Origin of the sequence: Geovibrio thiophilus, from assembly GCF_004087915.1 — a bacterium.
Lineage (GTDB): Bacteria > Chrysiogenota > Deferribacteres > Deferribacterales > Geovibrionaceae > Geovibrio > Geovibrio thiophilus.
This window is the reverse complement of record NZ_CP035108.1, coordinates 21,496-40,173: the sequence shown is the minus strand read 5'-3', so window position 1 is coordinate 40,173 and position 18,678 is coordinate 21,496. Positions and strand designations below refer to the sequence as shown.

The window sequence follows — 18,678 nt, the reverse complement described above, 5'->3', positions numbered from 1 at the left end:
ATATGTAAACTTACTATAAGTTACTATTGTTTTAATTAATTTTTTTAACAATATTGTTTATTAATGAAAAGTTAACAAAATTGGTATTAATTATAATATAAATAATGTTCTATAAATTAAATATTGTAAAAGGGCGATCACGTGGATTATAGGCAGTATGCGTATGTTCTCGGTTTATGAAATAAATTAATCAGAGATAAATATCATGTTTTGACAAATCAGTATGCCGGCGGATTATAAATAAGTTATATAATACGCTTAAATAGACAAAACCGGTGTCAGTGTCAGCGGGGACGGACAGATGTGAGGCGGATTAGTTAGAGCCGTGCGTTAATGCGGTAGATTTCTGCGAGAAGCTGGGCGACCGCCTTGTACATGCTTTCGGGGATCTCCTCGTGGAGATCCAGCGTCGCCAGAACCTCAACAAGGTCTTTGTCTTCTTTGATCTGAATATCGTGCTCTCTGGCTTTTTCAATGATTTTTTCCGCAATGATTCCCGAACCCTTCGCAAGCAGGCGGGGAGCTTTATCCTTGGACAGGTCGTAGCCGATGGCTGCGGCTTTTTTACGGAAGAGTTTGCCTTCTTTCATCGAACACAGCCTCCAGAGAATTTTCGTAGGCTTTTATTACAGTATCGGACAGCTTTTCGGTTTTCAGGTGGGCAAAGCTCAAGGCTCCGCCGGAGTGCATGGTGAATACACCGTTGAGTATCATTGCGATTTTGAACAGCCTCTCAGTATTGCTGTCCATGGCGGGCAGCAGTCTTGAGGGTCTGCATGTCACTTCCTGCGGAACCTCGTTCAGAAAGTGGAGGAAGAAGAACGAGCCGAAGCCTGTTACGCATGCCTTGTCGGTGTATTTGCAGACAGTCGTCTTTATCCTTTCCCTTATATTATCTCCTGCGGAGTTCAGCAGGGAGTAGTCAGCCTTTTTTAATGTCGAGAGAGTGTTGAACCCGGCGTTCATTGTCACGGGAGAAGCAGAGAATGTTCCGCCGCCCACAACAATTTTTTTGTCAGTGATGGTGCGCATTATCTCCCTTCTGCCGCCGTAGGCTCCTATGGCAAGCCCGCCGCCTATGATTTTGCCCATGGTAAACATGTCGGGCGTTACCCCGAGCAGCGGGGATACGCTGCCGAAGCGGAAACGGAACCCTGTGATCACTTCGTCGAATATGAGCACCGTGCCGGTGCGGTCGCAGAATTCTCGGAGCATCTGAAGATACTCCTTCTTGGCGGGAATGCCGCCGCCTGCGCCGATTACCGGTTCAATAATTATTGCCGCCGCGTTATCGCCGACCTTTTCAAGGACATCGGCAGTGGCTTCCATATTGTTAAAGGGGAGAGATATTGTGCCGCCCGTTCCGGTGAGTCTGTTGAAGGGTGGTTTTATGTCATAGGAGAGTTCGCTGTTCGCGCCGTGCCAGCCGCCTTCTATTTTGACTATAAGCTCCCTGCCGGTGTACGCCTTAGCAGTGCGGACGGCGTACATAGTTGCTTCCGTGCCGGATGTGCAGAAGCGCATGAGCTCCATCTCAGAAACAGCGCTTTTTATGAGAGAAGCCAGCTTTATCTGCTGTTCGTTGAGGGTTCCAGTGTGGGTTCCGTTTTCAGCCGCCTCACGGAGAGCCGCGGCTGTTTCGGTGCTTGCGTGCCCCAGAATATTGCCGTAGTGACCGCACCAGAGATCAAGGAGAGTCACTCCGTCTATGGTTTGGAGATACGCCCCTTCGGCGCTGTCTGTTACGAATGGGAAGGGCTCAAACCTTCTTATGTCGTGGCACACGCCCCCGGGGAAAAGCTCAAGGGCTTTTCCGTACTCCCTTTCGGATAAGGGGAACATTGCGGAATATTTATCAAAGAGGCTCATTGCCTTCGTCCGTCATTTTTGTGAAATATTTTGCGTTGTATGCTCCCTGAGCTTTTGCGACATTGCAGAAGGAAACGAAGATCTCCTTGGAGACGGAAGTAACGTTGGATATGCCTTCCCTGATCTCCTCAAGCTCCGGCTTCACATAGCTGTAGTCCAGAACCTTCTTCGCGGGTATTGTCCAGCTTTTATTTCTTCCGTAAAGGCGGAAATAGGCGCGCTGGTTCGGAGCGCAGGGCATGAAGGGGGGCAGGGTGTTATTGCGGGGCATGTCAGCCACGACGAGACCTATGGCGTTGTTGCGGAGGTCGTCTATCTGTTTCTCCCTGTGCCAGCCTCTGGGAAGTTCGGCAAAGAAGGGGAGATCCGAAAAGCTGTCTCTGAGGCGGAGTATGCGCTCAAGGTTTTCCTTGGACGGCTTGAATGTGTGATGAAAATCCGCAAGCCAGCACTTCAGTCTCCCTGTCTCAAGGAGAGGCTGCATTCCGTCAAGAAACTCCCTCACCTTTGCCTTATCAAGCCTTTCTTTGAGAAAGTCCTTAAATAAGCGCACGGAGTAATGAAGCTTCTCACCTCCGTTTTCGGCTATTCTTGCCGTTGTCTCCACTGTGGGTATGGCGTAAAAGGGATAAGTGATCTCCACAAAGTTCAGCCCGAAGCTGTTTGCGTAGTAGTCAAGAAACTGTTCGTTCTTGAGATATTGGGGATAAAGGGTTCCGAGCCAGTCGTCATGCTTGTAACCGCTCGTGCCTATATATATGGGTGTACCGTCTAGAAACAACTCAAAACCTCCGCTGTCTGCCTTGAAAGTATTGTTTTTTCGCTGGCTAGGCAAGGGAAATGTTGGTTCCTGAACAGTCATCGGCAGCAAAAGGTGTCAATCGGTAAACTATATGGTGTTAAGAGCAGTCTAGGGAAGGCGGAAAATGTCAGCAGCAGAAGCAGTCTCCTGATGAGGCGGTCAGGACTGTTGCGGAAAACCCGTGCGCAGGCATCAGGGAAACAGAGACCTTGAGTGAGTCGCATGTGTATAAACTCAGAATGAATAACCGGTCTGTACGGCTTTTTTCGATTAATTTCCTGATCCCTTTAAAAAATGTTGACTTTTTATCCTCGTTTTGATACAAGCTTGTTTCCTGTAACAGAGCGCTCATAGCTCAACAGGATAGAGCAACGGACTTCTAATCCGTAGGTTGGAGGTTCGAGTCCTCCTGAGCGCGTTGAGGTAAGAACGGATAATATGGTGGGTGTAGCTCAGTTGGTAGAGTACAGGATTGTGATTCCTGTTGTCGCGGGTTCAATCCCCGTCACTCACCCTTATTCGCCCTTGCGAGTGTGGCGGAATGGTAGACGCGCTTGACTTAGGATCAAGTGCCTTTGGCGTGGGGGTTCAAGTCCCTTCACTCGCACTTGTGTCTGAATCAGGTCTATCATAGATTTTTGTAAGCGGGTGTAGCTCAGTTGGTAGAGCGCAACCTTGCCAAGGTTGAGGTCGCCGGTTCGAGCCCGGTCACCCGCTTTTTCCACGCTTCCACAAATCTCAGCGCAGCAGTCCGTAAGCTCACATAATTTTTGTTTGGATTTTTAACAAGGCCGGGGGAAACCCTTGCGCTTTGTTTTGTCATTTTATAAATAAAGCAGAAAATTAAATATATAAAGATGCACCCCGCACCGTTTATCTAAGGAGAAGTCAATGAAAGTCGAAGTGAGAGACGCCGAGAAATCCCAGAAGGAGCTTTCCGTAGAACTTTCTGTGGAAAAATACGAGCAGGTCTTTGATTCTGAATACAGCAAGGTCGCCCTGAAAGCCAAAATAGCAGGCTTCAGACAGGGAAAAGCTCCTAAGGAAAAAATCCTCAAGGAGCACGGACACGCGATCAGGGTTCAGGCTCTTGAAAAACTTATCAATGACTCAGTTTTTGAAGCTATACAGCAGCAGGACATCAAAGCCCTCGGCGCTCCCGAGATAAAAGACGTTAAGTTTGAAGACGGCGAGCCCATCTCCTACAAGGCTTACGTTGACGTTTTTCCCGCAGTGGAAGTCAGTAAGCTTGAAGGTTTTGAGCTTGTAAAAGAAAAAGTAATTGTTACTGATGCCGATGTTGATCAGGTTATCGAAAATATCAGAAAAAATCAGGTAAGCTATGAACCCGTGACAGACAGAGCAGTTCAGGACGGCGACATGACAGTCATCGACTTTGAAGGGCGCAAGGACGGTGAAGTCATCCCCTCCGCCACGGCTCAGAACTATTCCCTTGAGATCGGTTCAGGCGCTTTCATTCCCGGTTTTGAGGCTCAGCTTATCGGCATGAAGTCAGGAGAGCAGAAAGATATAGAAGTAACATTCCCCGAGCAGTACCACGAGCCTAGTCTCGCAGGTCAGCCTATTACCTTCGGCATCACTATGAAGGAGATCAAGGCGAAGGTTCTCCCCGAGCTTGACGACGAGTTCGCAAAGGATGTTGATGAAAAGTTTGAAAGCTACGCAGACCTTAAATCCACAATCAAAAACGAGCTTGAGGAAAGCTCCGAGCGTCAGGCAGACGACAAGCTCCTCAACGACATTATAGAGAACATAATCGCGGAAAACCCCTTCAGCGTTCCCACGGCTATGGTGAAGGAGCAGGCTTTCAGGCTGGCGGAGCAGACTATGCAGCAGTACGTAATGTACGGTATGGATCCCGCCCGTTTCGGCATCACAAAAGAGAAAATAGCCGGACAGCACATGGAAACAGCCGAAAAACAGGTTAAAGGCGCTCTGATCATCAATCACATCACTGAAAAGTTTGAACTTACCGTGTCTGATGAGGACATAGAAAAAACAATCGAGAAATACGCCGTCATGAGCAAAATGACCCCTGCGGACTACAGAGCTGAGGTTGAGAAGCACAACGGCATGAACGCGCTGAGAAATTCCATCAACACAGATAAAGTTACAGCTTTCCTTGCGGGAAAAAATAGTGTTACACTTAAAGAAACCACTAAAGAAGAATTAGAGGCAAGACTGAAAGCTGAGCAGGAGAACGCAGAAGAACCTGTCTCCGGAGAGTAATTTATGAAGGAAACAACAAACGCTTACGTCCCCTTTGTCATCGAACAGACAGGCAGAGGGGAACGCTCATACGACATATACTCAAGGCTGCTGAAGGACAGAATTGTCTTTCTCGGCACACCCATTGACGACATGATAGCGAACCTTATCATCGCCCAGCTTCTCTTCCTTGAGGCCGAGGATCCCGAGAAGGATATATTCCTCTACATCAACAGCCCGGGCGGTGTAATAACCAGCGGGCTCGCTATTATGGATACCATGAACTATATCAAGCCTGCGGTATCAACAATATGTCTGGGTCAGGCGGCGAGCATGGGCGCTGTTCTCCTTGCCTGCGGCGCCAAAGGCAAAAGATTTGCCGTGCCCAACGCAAGGATAATGATTCACCAGCCCCTTGGCGGCTTTCAGGGTCAGGCGGCAGATATTGAAATTCACGCCCGTGAAGTGGGACGCATGAAGAGGCTCCTCAATGAGATTCTTTCCGAGCGTTCCGGCAAAAGCATGCAGGAACTTGAGAAGGACTCCGACCGCGACTTTTTCATGAGCAGCACCGAGGCTAAAGATTACGGTCTCATTGACGATGTTATTGTGAAAAGAGGCTGATTTTAGTCTTATACTAAATATAAGGTTGAAATTTGCCCGCAGGCAGGTATTTTGATCAGAATGCGGCACGGTGTGATACGCTCCGTGCCTGTTTCCGCATATACCTGCGGAAGCCGCCTTTAACGGGAGCGTACTTTTATGAAAAAAAATAAAGAAACACTCAACTGCTCTTTCTGCGGTAAAAGTCAGGAAGAGGTCAAAAAGCTCATCGCAGGACCTGAAGTATACATCTGCAATGAGTGCATAGAGCTCTGCAATGAAATTCTCAGTGAAGACAGCTTTGAAGATCAGAGCACGAAAGATCTTAACCTGCTCACTCCCAGAGAACTCAGCAAGAAGCTGGATGACTATGTTATCGGTCAGCTTCAGGCAAAAAAAGTTCTCAGCGTTGCTGTTCATAACCATTACAAACGCATTCTCCACGGCAGCAAGACAGATGTGGAGCTTGAAAAAAGCAACATCCTGCTTCTTGGACCCACCGGAACGGGCAAGACTCTTCTCGCCAGAACTCTGGCTAAGATACTTAATGTTCCTTTCGCCATAGCAGACGCTACAACGCTTACCGAAGCGGGCTATGTCGGCGAGGATGTGGAGAACGTTGTTCTCAAGCTTCTCCAGAACGCTGATTACGATGTGGAGCGGGCTCAGAAGGGTATCATCTTTATAGACGAGATAGATAAAATCTCCAAGAAGACCGACAGCCCTTCCATAACCAGAGACGTCAGCGGCGAAGGCGTTCAGCAGGCGCTGCTTAAAATAATCGAAGGCACGGTTGCCAATGTTCCTCCTCAGGGCGGACGCAAGCACCCGAATCAGGAATATATTCAGGTGGATACCTCCAACATCCTCTTCATATGCGGCGGCGCCTTTGAAGGCATCGAAGACATAGTGAAAAGGAGAATGGGCGAGAAAACCCTCGGCTTCAGCTCTAAAATAGACGAAACAAGAGAGATGAAGCGCTATGAACTCCTCAAAAACGTGCGCCCCGAAGACCTCGGCAAGTACGGGCTTATACCTGAGTTCATCGGCAGGCTTCCCGTTACGGCGGCTCTTGAGGACCTTAACGAAGACGCGCTGATCCGCATCCTTGTAGAACCGAAGAACTCGCTTCTCCGCCAGTACAAGGAGATGTTCGGGTTTGACGATGTGAAGCTTGAATTCACCAACTCCGCCCTTAAGGCTGTCGCCAAACAGGCGCTCACCAGAAAGACAGGGGCAAGGGGTCTGCGCTCCATACTTGAAGAGGCGATGATGGACATCATGTATGAAGTTCCGTCTCTCAAGAATGTGAAAGAGTGTGTGGTGAACGAAGATGTTATCGCCGGAAAAGCAAAACCGATTATAATCTATGAAAATCAAAAGGAAACAGCTTAGCCTGTTATCCGCTTCAGAATCGCACGACACCCTCCTTGGCGGGGGTGTTTCCTGCGGAGCGGAGAGAGCCCTCTTTCCTTTTCCTTTTTAATTCTCCATACAGGTGTAATAAGTGAGCATAAGCGAGCAATACGCCCTTATCCCTCTGAGGGATATGGTTATATACCCGGGTATGATTACTCCCGTTTTCCTTGGCAGAAAAAAGTCCGTTGAGGCTGTCGATATAGCCGAATCAACCGACAGGCGCATATTTTTTACCCTCCAGAAAGACCTTACGGTCAATGAACCCGGTCAGGACGATCTCAACGAGATAGGCACAATAGCTAAGGTGCTTCAGGTTCTTAAGCTGCCTGACGGCTCCATCAAGATCCTTGTTGAGGGACTCACCAAAGGCAAGGTCGAAAAGTTTCTTGATGAACCAGAATGTCTGTACGCCGAAGTGCTCCCCCTGATCGAAAAAGAAGAATATGAAAACACGCAAGCCATGACAGCAGGGCTTATGAAAGCCTTCAACGACTACGCGGAGCTCTCCGGCAAGGTTGATCCCGCTGTGCGTGAGAACATAAAAAACCTGCGGGATCTTGAAACACTTACATGGATGATAGCGGGCAGTGTGCATGTCAAAAATGAAACTCATCAGGAAATTCTTGTAATAAACAGCCTGCCCGAGCGGGTGGAAAAGGTTATGGAAACCCTTTTTACAGAGATAGAGCTGATCCGCATAGACGAAAGAATCAAAAAGAAAGTCAAAACACAGATGGCAAAAGCTCAGAGAGAATATTATCTCGGTGAGCAGATAAAGGCTATCAACAAGGAACTCGGACGTGATGAGGATCCAAAGGCGGAAGCCGATGAGCTTGAGGCGAAGATAAAGGAATCCTCCATGCCGGACGAGGTGCGGGAAAAGGCAACGAAGGAACTGAAAAAGTTCCGCAGCATGCCCTCTATGAGCTCCGAAACAACGGTATCAAGAAACTATCTGGACTGGCTTGTGAACATCCCGTGGGGAAAAACCACCGAGGATAATCTTGATATTTCAAGGGCGGAGGAGATACTCAACCGTGATCACTTCGGACTTGAAAAGCCGAAGGAGCGCATACTGGAATATCTCGCTGTGCGTTCCCTTTCCAAAAGGCTGAAAGGACCGATAATCTGTTTCGCCGGTCCTCCCGGAGTGGGCAAGACATCACTAGCCAGATCAATCGCCGAATCCATGGGGAGAAAGTTTGTCCGCATGAGTTTGGGCGGTATGAGAGATGAAGCGGAAATCCGTGGTCATAGAAGAACATATGTGGGCGCTCTGCCCGGCAAAATAATTCAGTCCATAAAAAAATCGGGCAGCATGAACCCTGTGTTTCTGCTGGACGAGGTAGACAAGCTAGGTTCAGATTACAGAGGCGATCCCTCAAGCGCGTTGCTTGAAACTCTTGATCCTGAACAGAATTCGACTTTCATGGATCATTATATGGAAGTTGAGTTCGACCTCTCAAAGGTTCTGTTCATCACCACCGCAAACAGTGTGGAGAGCATCCCCGCCCCGCTCTTGGACAGGATGGAGATAATCGGGCTTGCCGGCTACACGGAGAAGGAGAAGTTCAGCATAGGTAAAAACTTCCTTATTCCCAAGCAGCTTGAGGAGCACAGCTTAACTGCGGGTCAGGTGAAGATAGCTGACTCCGCAATCAGCGAGATAATCAGAAGCTACACCCGTGAGGCGGGTGTCCGCACCCTTGAGAGGGAGATAGCGTCGGTAATCCGCAAGGCTGCGAGGGCTCTCGTTCAGAATAAAAAGAAAAAGACTGTAAAAATAAACGCCGAAGCTGTGGAAAAGATGCTCGGCAAGAAGAAATACCGCCACGAGGAGCTCCGAGAGGACAGGGATAAGGGCATAGCCACAGGGCTTGCTTGGACACCCTACGGCGGTGATATACTTCAGATAGAGGTTTCCGTCTTCCCCGGCAGCGGCAGGCTGGAGCTTACCGGCAAGCTGGGCGAGGTGATGAGCGAATCCGCAAAAACGGCTCTTTCCGTTGTGAAGAGTCGGGCGGATAAATTCGGCATACCTGCTTATATGTTCAAGGACAACGACATACACCTCCATGTTCCTGAAGGCGCAGTGCCGAAGGACGGTCCCTCAGCGGGTATAACTATGACTACTGCTATTATGTCCGCTCTTTCAGGGCTGGATGTAAACTGCCGGGTGGCCATGACCGGAGAGATAACCCTCAGAGGAAGGGTTCTTCCCGTGGGCGGAATAAAAGAAAAGGTGCTCGCCGCTCACAGGGCAGGCGTGAAGGAGATTATCCTCCCGTCCGCCAATGAAAAGGACTTGACAGATATTCCGGCTGATGTTAAAAACGAAACTCGGTTCCACCTCTTCGATAATATTGATCAGGTGCTTGAAACCGTAATTATCAAATAAAAAGGATGTGATTACTTTGGCTACTAACGCAGCAGTTAGGGTTGAGGGCGATAACGTTGATTACGCACTCAAACTTCTGAAGAAGAAAGTAGAGCGTGAAGGTCTTATAAGAGAGATCAAAAGACACACCTACTATGAGAAACCTACGGAAGTCCGCAGGAAGAAACTTCTCAAAGCCAGAAGGAAGCAGCAGAAGCTTCAGAGAAAGCTTCAAGAAAAGTATAAGTACTATTAAAGTTTCCGTTGTAGAACGGTCTTTATACCTAAGGCGGCACATATGATATGTGCCGCCTTTCTTATTTTATAATGTCAAATTCACTTATATGTGGAAGCTTTTGTGTCCTTGCGGACGCTGCAAGAGTAGAGAATCTCTCCTCCTATTTATGAACGTTCATACAATATGCTCAGGCTTTTGGTGTATAATTTTATAGTCAGGTCTCTGAAATAACGTATGAGGTGTTTTATGAAAAAGACGATATTGATTATCTTCGTTATATTTGCATTTTTTTTATACGGTTGCGGTGCTGATGACGGCAGCGACGGTGCGGATGGTGCAGACGGTTTAACCGGCACTCAGGGCGAACAAGGTCCGGCTGGTCCGGTCGGTCCTCAGGGTGAGCAGGGACCCGCAGGTCCGCAGGGAGAACCGGGTCCCGCAGGAGCTGCGGGAGCGGTCGGACCAGCCGGCTCAGACGGAGCGACATATGTTCTTACATCTCCTGCGTATTCAGCGGATGTCAGTGTGGCTGTCAGCGCAAACATGGTGTTTAACAGTGTGACCTATGCAAGCGGAAATATAAGCTATAACAGTGTAACGGGCATTGTAACTTTTAATGAGATGGGAAGATACATTGTTAACTGGAATGTTTCCACTGACGGACTCATCGGAGCTGTCAATACCGCAACGGCTGATTTAAGCTTTGCGCTCAGCTCCTCACAGGGAGATTTTATCGCATCAAGCAGCCTTCTGAGCACAGGGCAGATAAGCGGATTCGGCATTATAGATATAGCAGCCGCTCCGGTCACTATGTCTCTTATAAATGATTCAAGCAATGATGTTCAGCTTGCCGATGTTATGCCCAAGGCTAATCTCATGATAAACCGTTCTGACGGCGGAGTAGCGCTTCAGATTTCGAGAAACTGAACAGACGGCTGATGCAGTTTCGACCGCATCAGCCTTTTTACCTATTGAAACATATTACGGTTTTTCACATTGCGGATGCGCAGTTCAAGAATCTGCCCGCCGTCATTCCTCACACACGCCTGAAATGTTTTGTCGGAATCAACTATGCAGTTTTCGTCCGGTTCTATACCGTAGGAAACCGATGACCAGCCTCTGTACATGGTAATGAAGTTCATCGACAGAGATGACCATGTAGTCTGGAAATCCGCGGGAGAAACAGACGCCGGCTTTTTAGCGAACACATAGTATCGCTGAAGCTGCGGGGAATCTTCATCGTAATAACTGAGAGTGAACACTGTTTTTCCCGCATCCATCCAGCCTATCAGACCGAAACTCTCCTCCACTGTGACAAGACCTGTGCTGTCAATGCCGAATGTGCCGCTGAAAGGCGATGTAATTTCGGAGTTGTTTGTCAGCGAACCGGTGAATTCTCCGTTCGCAGCGGCTGTAACAGCTCCCTTAGCGAACCATTGAATACCGGAATATGAGACGGAGACAAACTCCCACTCTCCCTGCAAGTCACTCAGGGCATAGCTTGAGCCTCTTTTAAGTTCAAGTCCCAGAAAATATTTTCTGTATTCGTATTCATTGAAGTAAGGAATGATTGTTTTGCCGTAGTCTAGGAAACCGAAATACTGGTTCTCGTCTGATGCGCCGCCGGTTCCCGGAATTGTCATTTCAGGTGAGATGATCATATCAACTCTGGAACCATCATTAATAACCTCTGCGGTGTAGCCGGTTCCCGCCAGCCTGCTGCTGAGTGTGCTGCTGACATTTCCGTTTAAGCTGTAGGTAACCTCACCTCTGTCGATGAAGTAGTCCGGGTCGCTTCCGAAGCCGCTCACATTCCAGACTCCGTCCATATCCGCCGCAGTGTAGCCAATATCGTCATTTTCATCCGATGAACTGCCGCTTCCACTGTTGCATGCAAAAAGCACTGATACTGAGAATACTATTAATAAAATCCTGAAATACCGCATCACACACCTCTATTAGATATATAAATAATTCTAGCAGAGATGTAGATAGAACGTATGTGAATAATTACATATGGGCAGAAAAGTTAGCCTTTAAATAAAAAGCTGGATAATGAACGGAGTCAGTCCGGTGAGCAGAACCCCCTGAACAAAGCCGATGAGCGCCGCGCGTCTTCCTGCGAATTTCTCTATCACAGGCAGGGTAACATCCATTGTGGTTGCTCCGCCCGGGGCGATAGCAGCGTATTGACCGAAATATTTGGCGATGAACGGCACGCTGACAAGGGTGAGGCTCTCACGGATAACGTTTGAGAGGAATGCGATTGCCCCGAGCTCCGCGCTTTTTACCTTAGCGAGGATGACTGCCGAAAACGAATACCAGCCGAAGCCTGAGGCAACTGCCATGGAATCCATGGCGGAAAGATCTATGACAAATGAGCAGAGAAAGCCGCCGAAAATGGTGCCGGCAATTGTCCCCGCAGGCACTATGATCAGGTATCTGTCCGGCTTGAGTGTAGCCTTCAGCCCCGCTCTGGATGTGCCCAGATCAAAGCCGATGAGGAAAAGCATAAGATAAAGCATAGCCTCAACCAGCAAGCCGTTATTATTTACGAGAACTTCCGGAAGCAGACCGTTGAACGAAAGGAAAGCTCCTGTAACAACAGAGACAATAAGTATAATCAGCATTCTTTTTTACCGAATAAACGAACAAACAGCAGGACGAACGCCACGCTGAAAACAATGACAAATACAGATATAATAAAAGACGTAAGTCCGTAGTCCGCCAGTTTTTCAAGTATATGCGGGTCCTTGCCGAGATTTACGCCCATGAAAAACAATAATCCCACAAGGCTGAATGTAAAAAGATGCCTCCGTACATGCCCCAGATACCCTTCAGGCAGGAAAAGAGACGGAATCAGCCCTGCGATAACCGCCAGAATGTAGTACAGCATAGATTAATGATCACCCGCTTGTGAAAGCTCCGTGAGCACGCCGTTTACGCTTTTCGGATGAACAAAGGCTATCTGCATGCCGTGAGCCCCGGGCTTGGGCTCTTCGTCAATGAGCTTTATCCCCTCTGCCCTGAGTTTGTCCAGCGCCGTTCTTATACAGGGCACCCTGTAAGCTATGTGGTGAATGCCCTCACCCTTCTTTTCAAGATACTTGGCGATGGGGCTCTCCTCGCTCGTGGGCTCCAGAAGCTCGATATTCACGCCGCCGACATTGATGAACGCCACACGCACCTTCTGCGCGGGAACTTCCTCAAAATGATCAGCACCAGCACCCATAACGCCGTAAAATTTCAGCGCCTCGTCCAGATTCCTGACCGCTATTCCGATGTGATCAATCTTTTCCAGCATAAAATCACCTGTGTGAGTATATTTTTCAGAAGCAGTTTAAAGTTTTGGTTTCTTTGGAAGGAGTTTGAGGATACCTTTCTTTGCCATAAAAGAAAGGTGTCCTCAAGATTAAAAAAAGTTGTTTTCATGGGGAAACTTTTAAAAAAGCTTTCCCCCAAACCCCTTCAAAATTTTTTATTTGCTTCGCAGGTTAACCCTAGCCCAGAAGTTTAGCGATAATATCGTTTACCATCTGCGGGTTTGCTTTCCCTTTTGAGAGTTTCATAACCTGTCCGACGAAGAACCCCTGTAGGCGTTTTTCGCCGTTTTTATATCTTTCGGCTTCTGCGGGGCTTGAGTCTATGACCTGTTTCACGATCGCCTCAAGCTCGCCTGAATCGGAGTTCTGCACCAGTCCCTGTCTCTCGACTATATTGGCGGGGTTTTTGCCGGTGTCGATCACTGCTTTGTAAACGTCTTTGGCTATTTTTCCGCTGATTTTGCCGCTGTCTATCAGGCTTACCAGTTCCGCAAGCTGGGATGGGGATATGCCCGCATCTGATATGCCGCACTGCTTCTCATTCAGTGTGCTGAGCACCTCTGAGAGGATCCAGTTTGCGATCATTTTCGGGTTATTGAAGCCTTTGAGAGCTTCCTCAAAGTAGTCCGCATATGCTTTTTCAGCGGTGAGGGCTATTGCGTCATGCTCCGGCAGGGCGTATTCGCTCATAAAGCGTGCCATCTTGGCATCGGGCAGTTCAGGGAGCGTGGCGCGCACGGCTTCGACATACTCATCGCTGAGGATTATCGGCACAAGGTCAGGGTCGGGGAAGTAGCGGTAGTCGTTTGCCTCTTCCTTGCTGCGCATGGATACGGTTATTCCTTTGGCGGCATCCCAGAGCCTTGTTTCCTGAACTATCCGCCCGCCTTCGTTCAGCACTTTTTCCTGACGGCGTATTTCATATTCTATCGCCTTCTGCACATTGCGGAAGGAGTTCATGTTTTTTATCTCAGCCTTTGTGCCCAGCTTTTCCTGACCTATGGGGCGTATGGAGACGTTTGCGTCGCAGCGGAGTGATCCTTCTTCCATATTGCAGTCTGCTATATCCAGATATTTCAGTATGGATTTCAGCTTGGTGAGGTATGCTCTGGCTTCTTCTCCGGTTCTCATGTCCGGCTCGGAAACTATCTCCATAAGGGGAGTTCCCGTGCGGTTAAGGTCGATGAAGCTGTTTCCGGCGGAACCGAGGTTCTCGCCGTGGATAGATTTTCCCGCATCCTCTTCGATGTGGATTCGGGTGAGACCGATTACTTTTTTGCTTCCGTCCTCAAGTTCTATGTGTATCTCACCGCCTATGCAGGTGGGCAGCTCGTACTGTGAGATCTGGTAGTTTTTCGGCAGGTCGGGGTAAAAGTAGTTTTTGCGGGCGAAAATGCTTTTCTCCGCAATGCGGCAGCCGACTGAGAGCCCCGTCTTCACGGTGTATTCCACTACTTTTTTGTTCAAAACAGGCAGTGTGCCGGGCATGCCGAGGCATATGGGGCATACCTGCGAATTTGCTTCCGCTCCGAAGGCAGTGGAGCAGGAGCAGAATATTTTTGATTTTGTTGAGAGCTGAGCGTGTACCTCAAGCCCTATGACAGCTTCGTATTTCATGATCTATTCCTTAAATCCTTCAGGTATGTCGGTTGATACGCCGGAAGCCTGCTGATAGGCATGGGCAATGTTCATTATCTTCCCTTCCTCAAAATATCTGCCGAGGATCTGCATTCCCACAGGGAGCCCTTTGTCGTCAAATCCGCAGGGAACGGAGAGTCCGCAACCGCCGTACAGGTTCAGGGAGATGGTGTATATGTCGCTGAGATACATTTCAAGTGGGTTGGATGACTTCTCGCCGAACTTAAACGCAGTCGATGGAGAGGTGGGGCAGATGACAGCGTCCACTTTCCCGAATGCCTTTTCAAAATCCTGCTTGATCAGCGTGCGCACCTTCTGCGCTTTTATGTAGTATGCGTCGTAATAGCCCGCGCTGAGCACGTATGTTCCGAGCATTATTCTGCGTTTAACCTCAGCGCCGAAGCCTTCGGAGCGGGTTGCTGTGTACATGTCATACAGGTTTTCGCTTTCGGCTCTGTAGCCGTATTTTACGCCGTCAAAGCGGGCAAGGTTGCTTGATGCCTCCGCTGTGGCGATTATGTAATAAACCGAAACGGCGTAATCCGTGTGGGGCATGCTGATTTCAACGGGTTCACAGCCCAGTTCCTTAAGCTTCGCGATCCCTGCTTCCACTTTTGCTTTAACAACCGGATCGAGTCCTTCGGCGAAGAACTCTGTGGGGATGCCGATTTTAAGCCCTTTTATATCGCCTGTGAGTTCGGCGGTGTAGTCTTTCTTCGCAACAGGTGCGGATGTGGAGTCCTTCGGGTCATGCCCTGCTATTGCGGAGAGCACCATAGCGCCGTCTTCCGCATTGCGGGAGAATGTGCCTATCTGGTCGAGGCTGGATGCGAAAGCGATAAGACCGAAGCGGGAAACTGTGCCGTATGTGGGTTTAAGCCCCACTACGCCGCAGAGTGAGGCGGGCTGGCGTATGGAGCCGCCCGTATCGCTGCCGAGGGCAACAGGGGTAAACCCCGCCGCAACAGAGGCAGCGGAGCCGCCGCTTGAACCGCCGGGAACACGGGAGAGGTCCCAAGGGTTGCGGGTTTGTTTATAGTATGAGGTTTCGTTGGAGGAACCCATGGCGAACTCGTCCATGCTGAGCTTGCCGAGGATCACCATTCCCTCTTTTTTGAGCAGTTCTGTCACTGTTGCGTTGTAGGGCGCACGGAAACCTTTCAGAATGCGGGATGAGCATGTGGTGGGCATGTCGTCCGTTACTATGAGATCTTTAAGGGCGACGGGAATACCCGCCAGAGAAGGAAGAACCTCACCCTTGGCTCTTCTGGCGTCAGCCTCTTCCGCTTGTTTCAGGGCGTTTTCGTTAACGTGAAGAAACGCCTGAAGATTGCCGTCATACTTCTGTATCCTGTTTAAGTAAAATGAAACCAGCTCCTTTGAGGAAAGTTTTTTATCCCTGAGAGCCGCGCTCATTTCTTTGAGAGTCATGTTTAAAATACTCATTTTGTCACCGTAGTAAAAGTTAGGTTTTGCTTCTGAGAAAACCTTTCTTTAACGAAAAAGAAAGGTTTTCTCAGACTCTTTCCAAAGAAACCGGATTTTTTACCTGCTTCAGCAGCCCTGATCATTCTATCACCCTTGGGACTTTAAAGTGACCGTGTTCGGCTTCGGGAGCGTTGGCGAGGGCTCTCTCTGTGCCGAGGGACGGCTTGGCTTCGTCCTCTCTTGTTACGCTGTAGAGGTCAAGCACGTGGGATGTGGGCTCAACACCAGTCACGTCAAGCTCCTCAAGCTTCTGTATGTAGCCGAGAATGGAGCTCAGTTCAAGGGCGAGCCTCTCAACTTCCGCATCATCAACTTTCAGACGGGCAAGCTTGGCTATGTGCCTTACGTCTTTATCGGTTATGGACATAGATAACACCTTTGTAATATTTGTTTTTTGTTTCCGTTCGCTTTTGTGGGAACTTTTTACGTGAAAAGTCCTCCCGAATCCCCTCAAAACCGAAGTTTTGTGAGGGGCAAAAATAACATTATATCCTTACATGCACAGTATTTTCAAGTTTTTCATTCATCAACGAAGGTGAGGAAGGCTGTGACAATTTTTTTCAGCCCGCCTGCGTTTTTGAAGAAGACCTCTGCTTTTTCCGCTGCTCCTTCTCCGGTGGTGTTTATCACCACCCCTTCGCCGAATTTCTCATGGCGCACTTTTCTGCCTGCCTTGGACGGAGCCAAGGGCTCTTTGTTCTGAGTGCGGGACGGTCTCCTTGAGTAATTCTGGAAACGGTCGGAAAACTGGCGGCTTGAGGGTGCCAATACCGCTTTCGCTTTTTCAAAGCCCATCTCCTCAAGGAAGTATGATCGGGCGCTCACGGTTCTGTTTCCGTATATTATGCGTGATTCGGCGCAGGTGACGTACAGGTTGCGTTTTGCCCTTGTTATGCCAACGTAGCAGAGTCTCCGCTCTTCTTCCATGAGCTCCGGCTCGTCTATGCTGCCGTAGAGGGGGAATAAGCCGTTTTCAAGCCCTGTGAGGAACACAGTGTCAAACTCAAGTCCTTTGGCGGAGTGGATTGTCATAAGGCTTACTCTGTCGCCCGCTGTCTCGTCCGTGGAGGAGCTTAGGGATGTACTGGCGAGGAAGTCTGTGAGCGTGCCTTCGGGAGAGGTTTCCTCAAACGCAACGGCGGCGTTGTACAGCTCGAAGATGTTTTCTATCCTTTTCTTTGCTTCCTCTTCGCTTTCGTTTGCGAGAACATATTCCTTGTAGCCTGTACGTTCTATTACGGCGTTCACCATGTCGCTGACCTTTGTAAAGGAGGCGAGGTGGTCAAGGGTGGTTATATATTGTCTGAATGCTTCCTGCTGTCCTCTGCCGAATGCTGAGAACATCTGCTTAACCGCTTCGGTGAGACTGACGGCGTTTTTGGAGGCAAACTCACGTATTTTGTCTATGGTGGTTGTGCCTATGCCCCTTGAGGGGGTTGTGAGGCTTCTTGAGAAGGACACGCTGTCGAAGCTGTTGTCAAAAAAGCGCAGATAGCTCAGCAGGTCTTTGATCTCCCGCCTCTGGTAGAATGCCGTGCCTCCGACAACCTTGTAGGGGATCCCCGTTTTGTTGAGATTTACTTCAAAGTTACGTGACTGGGCGTTGGTGCGGTAGAGGACTGCCATATCTCCGTAGCTTATGCCTTCTTCGGCGTATCGGGCGATTGTCTTCGTCACGAAGTCCGCTTCCGAGGTTTCGTTAAGGAGCGATAAGTGCTCAAGAGCGCCTTCTGTTTCAAGGTGTGCTGTGAGCTCCTTGCCTCTTCGCATGGCATTGTTTTTTATCAGCGTATTCGCTCTGGCGATAATATCCGCCGTGCTGCGGTAGTTTTCTGTGAGCTTCACCACTTCCACATCCGAGAAATGCTTGTCAAATTCGAGAATATTGCGTATATCCGCTCCGCGCCAGCCGTAGATAGACTGATCGTCGTCCCCGACAACGCATATCCTGCCGCTTCTCCCCGCCAGAAGGCGAAGGAACATGAATTGAATGGCGTTTGTATCCTGATACTCGTCCACGAGGATGTGCTCAAACATGGCGGAGTAATACTGCCTCACCTCTTCGGATGCCTCAAACATGCGGATCGTGAGGCTGAGCATATCGTCAAAGTCTATGAGAAACTGCTCATCAAGACGTTTCTGATATTCCCTGAAAACTTCATCCACTCTGTGGAACGCCCCTGCGTCGGGGATTTGACCCTCCACATACTGCGGAGTGTTCTTAAACCAGCTTATTTTGTTCATGTACTGCTTGGGAGGGTACTTCTTGTGGTCTATCCGCAGGGTCTTGATCACCTCACGGAAGAGAGACATGCGGTCGTCCTGATCTATCACGCCGAAGCCGGGTTTCAGACCCACTGTCTGCCCGTCTCTGCGGAGGATGCGCAGCGATATGCTGTGGAACGTACCCATCCAGACGGAGCCGGCGGCAGTGCCCACAAGGCTTCTGAGGCGGTGTTTCATCTCTTCGGCTGCCTTATTGGTGAAGGTGACTGCGAGGATGCGTTCGGGATCAATGCCTATTTCGTTTATGAGATAGGCTATGCGGTAGGTGATAACCCTTGTCTTTCCCGTGCCCGCACCGGCGAGAACAAGAAGCGGGGTATCCGTGCGCACCACAGCTTCGTACTGACCTTTGTTTAGTTCGTTTTTATAGTCGATCATATTGATTATACACCTTCGGTTTTAGGAT

General features: G+C 49.1%; 17 protein-coding genes and 4 tRNA genes. 10 read left to right on the top strand and 11 right to left on the bottom strand.

What is annotated here, in order from left to right:
• Window positions 1-317: 317 nt before the first annotated feature.
• From EP073_RS00190 to EP073_RS00180, 3 genes are read right to left on the bottom strand one after another with little or no spacing between them, the layout of a single operon-like run.
• Complete coding sequence (locus EP073_RS00190; RefSeq protein WP_128465161.1) at window positions 318-590, bottom strand: EscU/YscU/HrcU family type III secretion system export apparatus switch protein; 273 nt, start codon at window positions 588-590, stop codon at window positions 318-320.
• Window positions 565-1,869 carry an aspartate aminotransferase family protein gene (locus tag EP073_RS00185; protein ID WP_128465160.1) on the bottom strand — a complete coding sequence of 435 codons (1,305 nt, stop codon included), beginning with the start codon at window positions 1,867-1,869 and terminating at the stop codon, window positions 565-567. The genes EP073_RS00190 and EP073_RS00185 overlap by 26 nt, the downstream gene beginning before the upstream one ends.
• Window positions 1,856-2,650, bottom strand: a complete 795-nt coding sequence (locus tag EP073_RS00180; RefSeq protein ID WP_164885225.1) for a DUF72 domain-containing protein — start codon at window positions 2,648-2,650, stop codon at window positions 1,856-1,858. Before EP073_RS00180 ends, EP073_RS00185 begins: the two co-directional genes overlap by 14 nt.
• Before the next feature lie 365 nt (window positions 2,651-3,015).
• Here EP073_RS00180 and EP073_RS00175 point away from each other — a divergent pair.
• From EP073_RS00175 to EP073_RS00130, 10 genes are all read left to right on the top strand, one after another.
• Window positions 3,016-3,089: transfer RNA gene (locus EP073_RS00175), tRNA-Arg, on the top strand.
• A gap of 23 nt (window positions 3,090-3,112) precedes the next feature.
• A tRNA-His gene (locus EP073_RS00170) sits at window positions 3,113-3,185 on the top strand.
• A gap of 13 nt (window positions 3,186-3,198) precedes the next feature.
• Window positions 3,199-3,278, top strand: a tRNA-Leu gene (locus tag EP073_RS00165).
• Window positions 3,279-3,315: 37 nt separating this feature from the next.
• Window positions 3,316-3,388 (top strand) — tRNA-Gly (locus tag EP073_RS00160).
• 174 nt (window positions 3,389-3,562) lie between these two features.
• Entirely contained in the window at window positions 3,563-4,921 is a 1,359-nt protein-coding gene (tig, locus tag EP073_RS00155; RefSeq protein ID WP_128465158.1) for a trigger factor, read from the top strand.
• Between the two features lie 3 nt (window positions 4,922-4,924).
• Complete coding sequence (gene clpP, locus EP073_RS00150) at window positions 4,925-5,524, top strand: ATP-dependent Clp endopeptidase proteolytic subunit ClpP (protein WP_128465157.1); 600 nt, start codon at window positions 4,925-4,927, stop codon at window positions 5,522-5,524.
• Between the two features lie 138 nt (window positions 5,525-5,662).
• Entirely contained in the window at window positions 5,663-6,898 is a 1,236-nt protein-coding gene (gene clpX, locus EP073_RS00145; RefSeq protein WP_128465156.1) for an ATP-dependent Clp protease ATP-binding subunit ClpX, read from the top strand.
• A gap of 112 nt (window positions 6,899-7,010) precedes the next feature.
• Window positions 7,011-9,320 carry an endopeptidase La gene (gene lon / locus EP073_RS00140; RefSeq protein WP_128465155.1) on the top strand — a complete coding sequence of 770 codons (2,310 nt, stop codon included), beginning with the start codon at window positions 7,011-7,013 and terminating at the stop codon, window positions 9,318-9,320.
• 7 nt (window positions 9,321-9,327) lie between these two features.
• Window positions 9,328-9,555, top strand: a complete 228-nt coding sequence (gene rpsU / locus EP073_RS00135; RefSeq protein WP_241654013.1) for a 30S ribosomal protein S21 — start codon at window positions 9,328-9,330, stop codon at window positions 9,553-9,555.
• A gap of 228 nt (window positions 9,556-9,783) precedes the next feature.
• On the top strand, window positions 9,784-10,464 hold the full coding sequence (locus EP073_RS00130; protein WP_241654090.1) for a collagen-like protein: 681 nt from the start codon (window positions 9,784-9,786) through the stop codon (window positions 10,462-10,464).
• Between the two features lie 41 nt (window positions 10,465-10,505).
• Here EP073_RS00130 and EP073_RS00125 read toward each other — a convergent pair whose 3' ends face one another.
• The 8 genes from EP073_RS00125 to EP073_RS00090 all read right to left on the bottom strand — a co-directional run bounded on the left by EP073_RS00125 (window position 10,506) and on the right by EP073_RS00090 (window position 18,650).
• Window positions 10,506-11,483, bottom strand: coding sequence for a hypothetical protein (locus EP073_RS00125; protein ID WP_128465152.1), 978 nt, complete (start codon window positions 11,481-11,483; stop codon window positions 10,506-10,508).
• Between the two features lie 90 nt (window positions 11,484-11,573).
• Complete coding sequence (locus EP073_RS00120) at window positions 11,574-12,167, bottom strand: LysO family transporter (protein ID WP_128465151.1); 594 nt, start codon at window positions 12,165-12,167, stop codon at window positions 11,574-11,576.
• A complete protein-coding gene (locus tag EP073_RS00115; RefSeq protein ID WP_128465150.1) occupies window positions 12,161-12,433 on the bottom strand; it encodes a LysO family transporter in 273 nt (90 codons plus the stop codon). The genes EP073_RS00120 and EP073_RS00115 overlap by 7 nt, the downstream gene beginning before the upstream one ends.
• Window positions 12,434-12,436: 3 nt before the next feature.
• A complete protein-coding gene (mce, locus tag EP073_RS00110) occupies window positions 12,437-12,841 on the bottom strand; it encodes a methylmalonyl-CoA epimerase (protein ID WP_128465149.1) in 405 nt (134 codons plus the stop codon).
• 196 nt (window positions 12,842-13,037) lie between these two features.
• A complete protein-coding gene (gene gatB / locus EP073_RS00105; RefSeq protein ID WP_128465148.1) occupies window positions 13,038-14,477 on the bottom strand; it encodes an Asp-tRNA(Asn)/Glu-tRNA(Gln) amidotransferase subunit GatB in 1,440 nt (479 codons plus the stop codon).
• A gap of 3 nt (window positions 14,478-14,480) precedes the next feature.
• Complete coding sequence (gatA, locus tag EP073_RS00100) at window positions 14,481-15,944, bottom strand: Asp-tRNA(Asn)/Glu-tRNA(Gln) amidotransferase subunit GatA (RefSeq protein WP_128465147.1); 1,464 nt, start codon at window positions 15,942-15,944, stop codon at window positions 14,481-14,483.
• Between the two features lie 121 nt (window positions 15,945-16,065).
• Window positions 16,066-16,353, bottom strand: a complete 288-nt coding sequence (gene gatC, locus EP073_RS00095) for an Asp-tRNA(Asn)/Glu-tRNA(Gln) amidotransferase subunit GatC (RefSeq protein WP_128465146.1) — start codon at window positions 16,351-16,353, stop codon at window positions 16,066-16,068.
• A gap of 152 nt (window positions 16,354-16,505) precedes the next feature.
• Entirely contained in the window at window positions 16,506-18,650 is a 2,145-nt protein-coding gene (locus tag EP073_RS00090; protein WP_128465145.1) for an ATP-dependent helicase, read from the bottom strand.
• Window positions 18,651-18,678 lie beyond the last annotated feature (28 nt).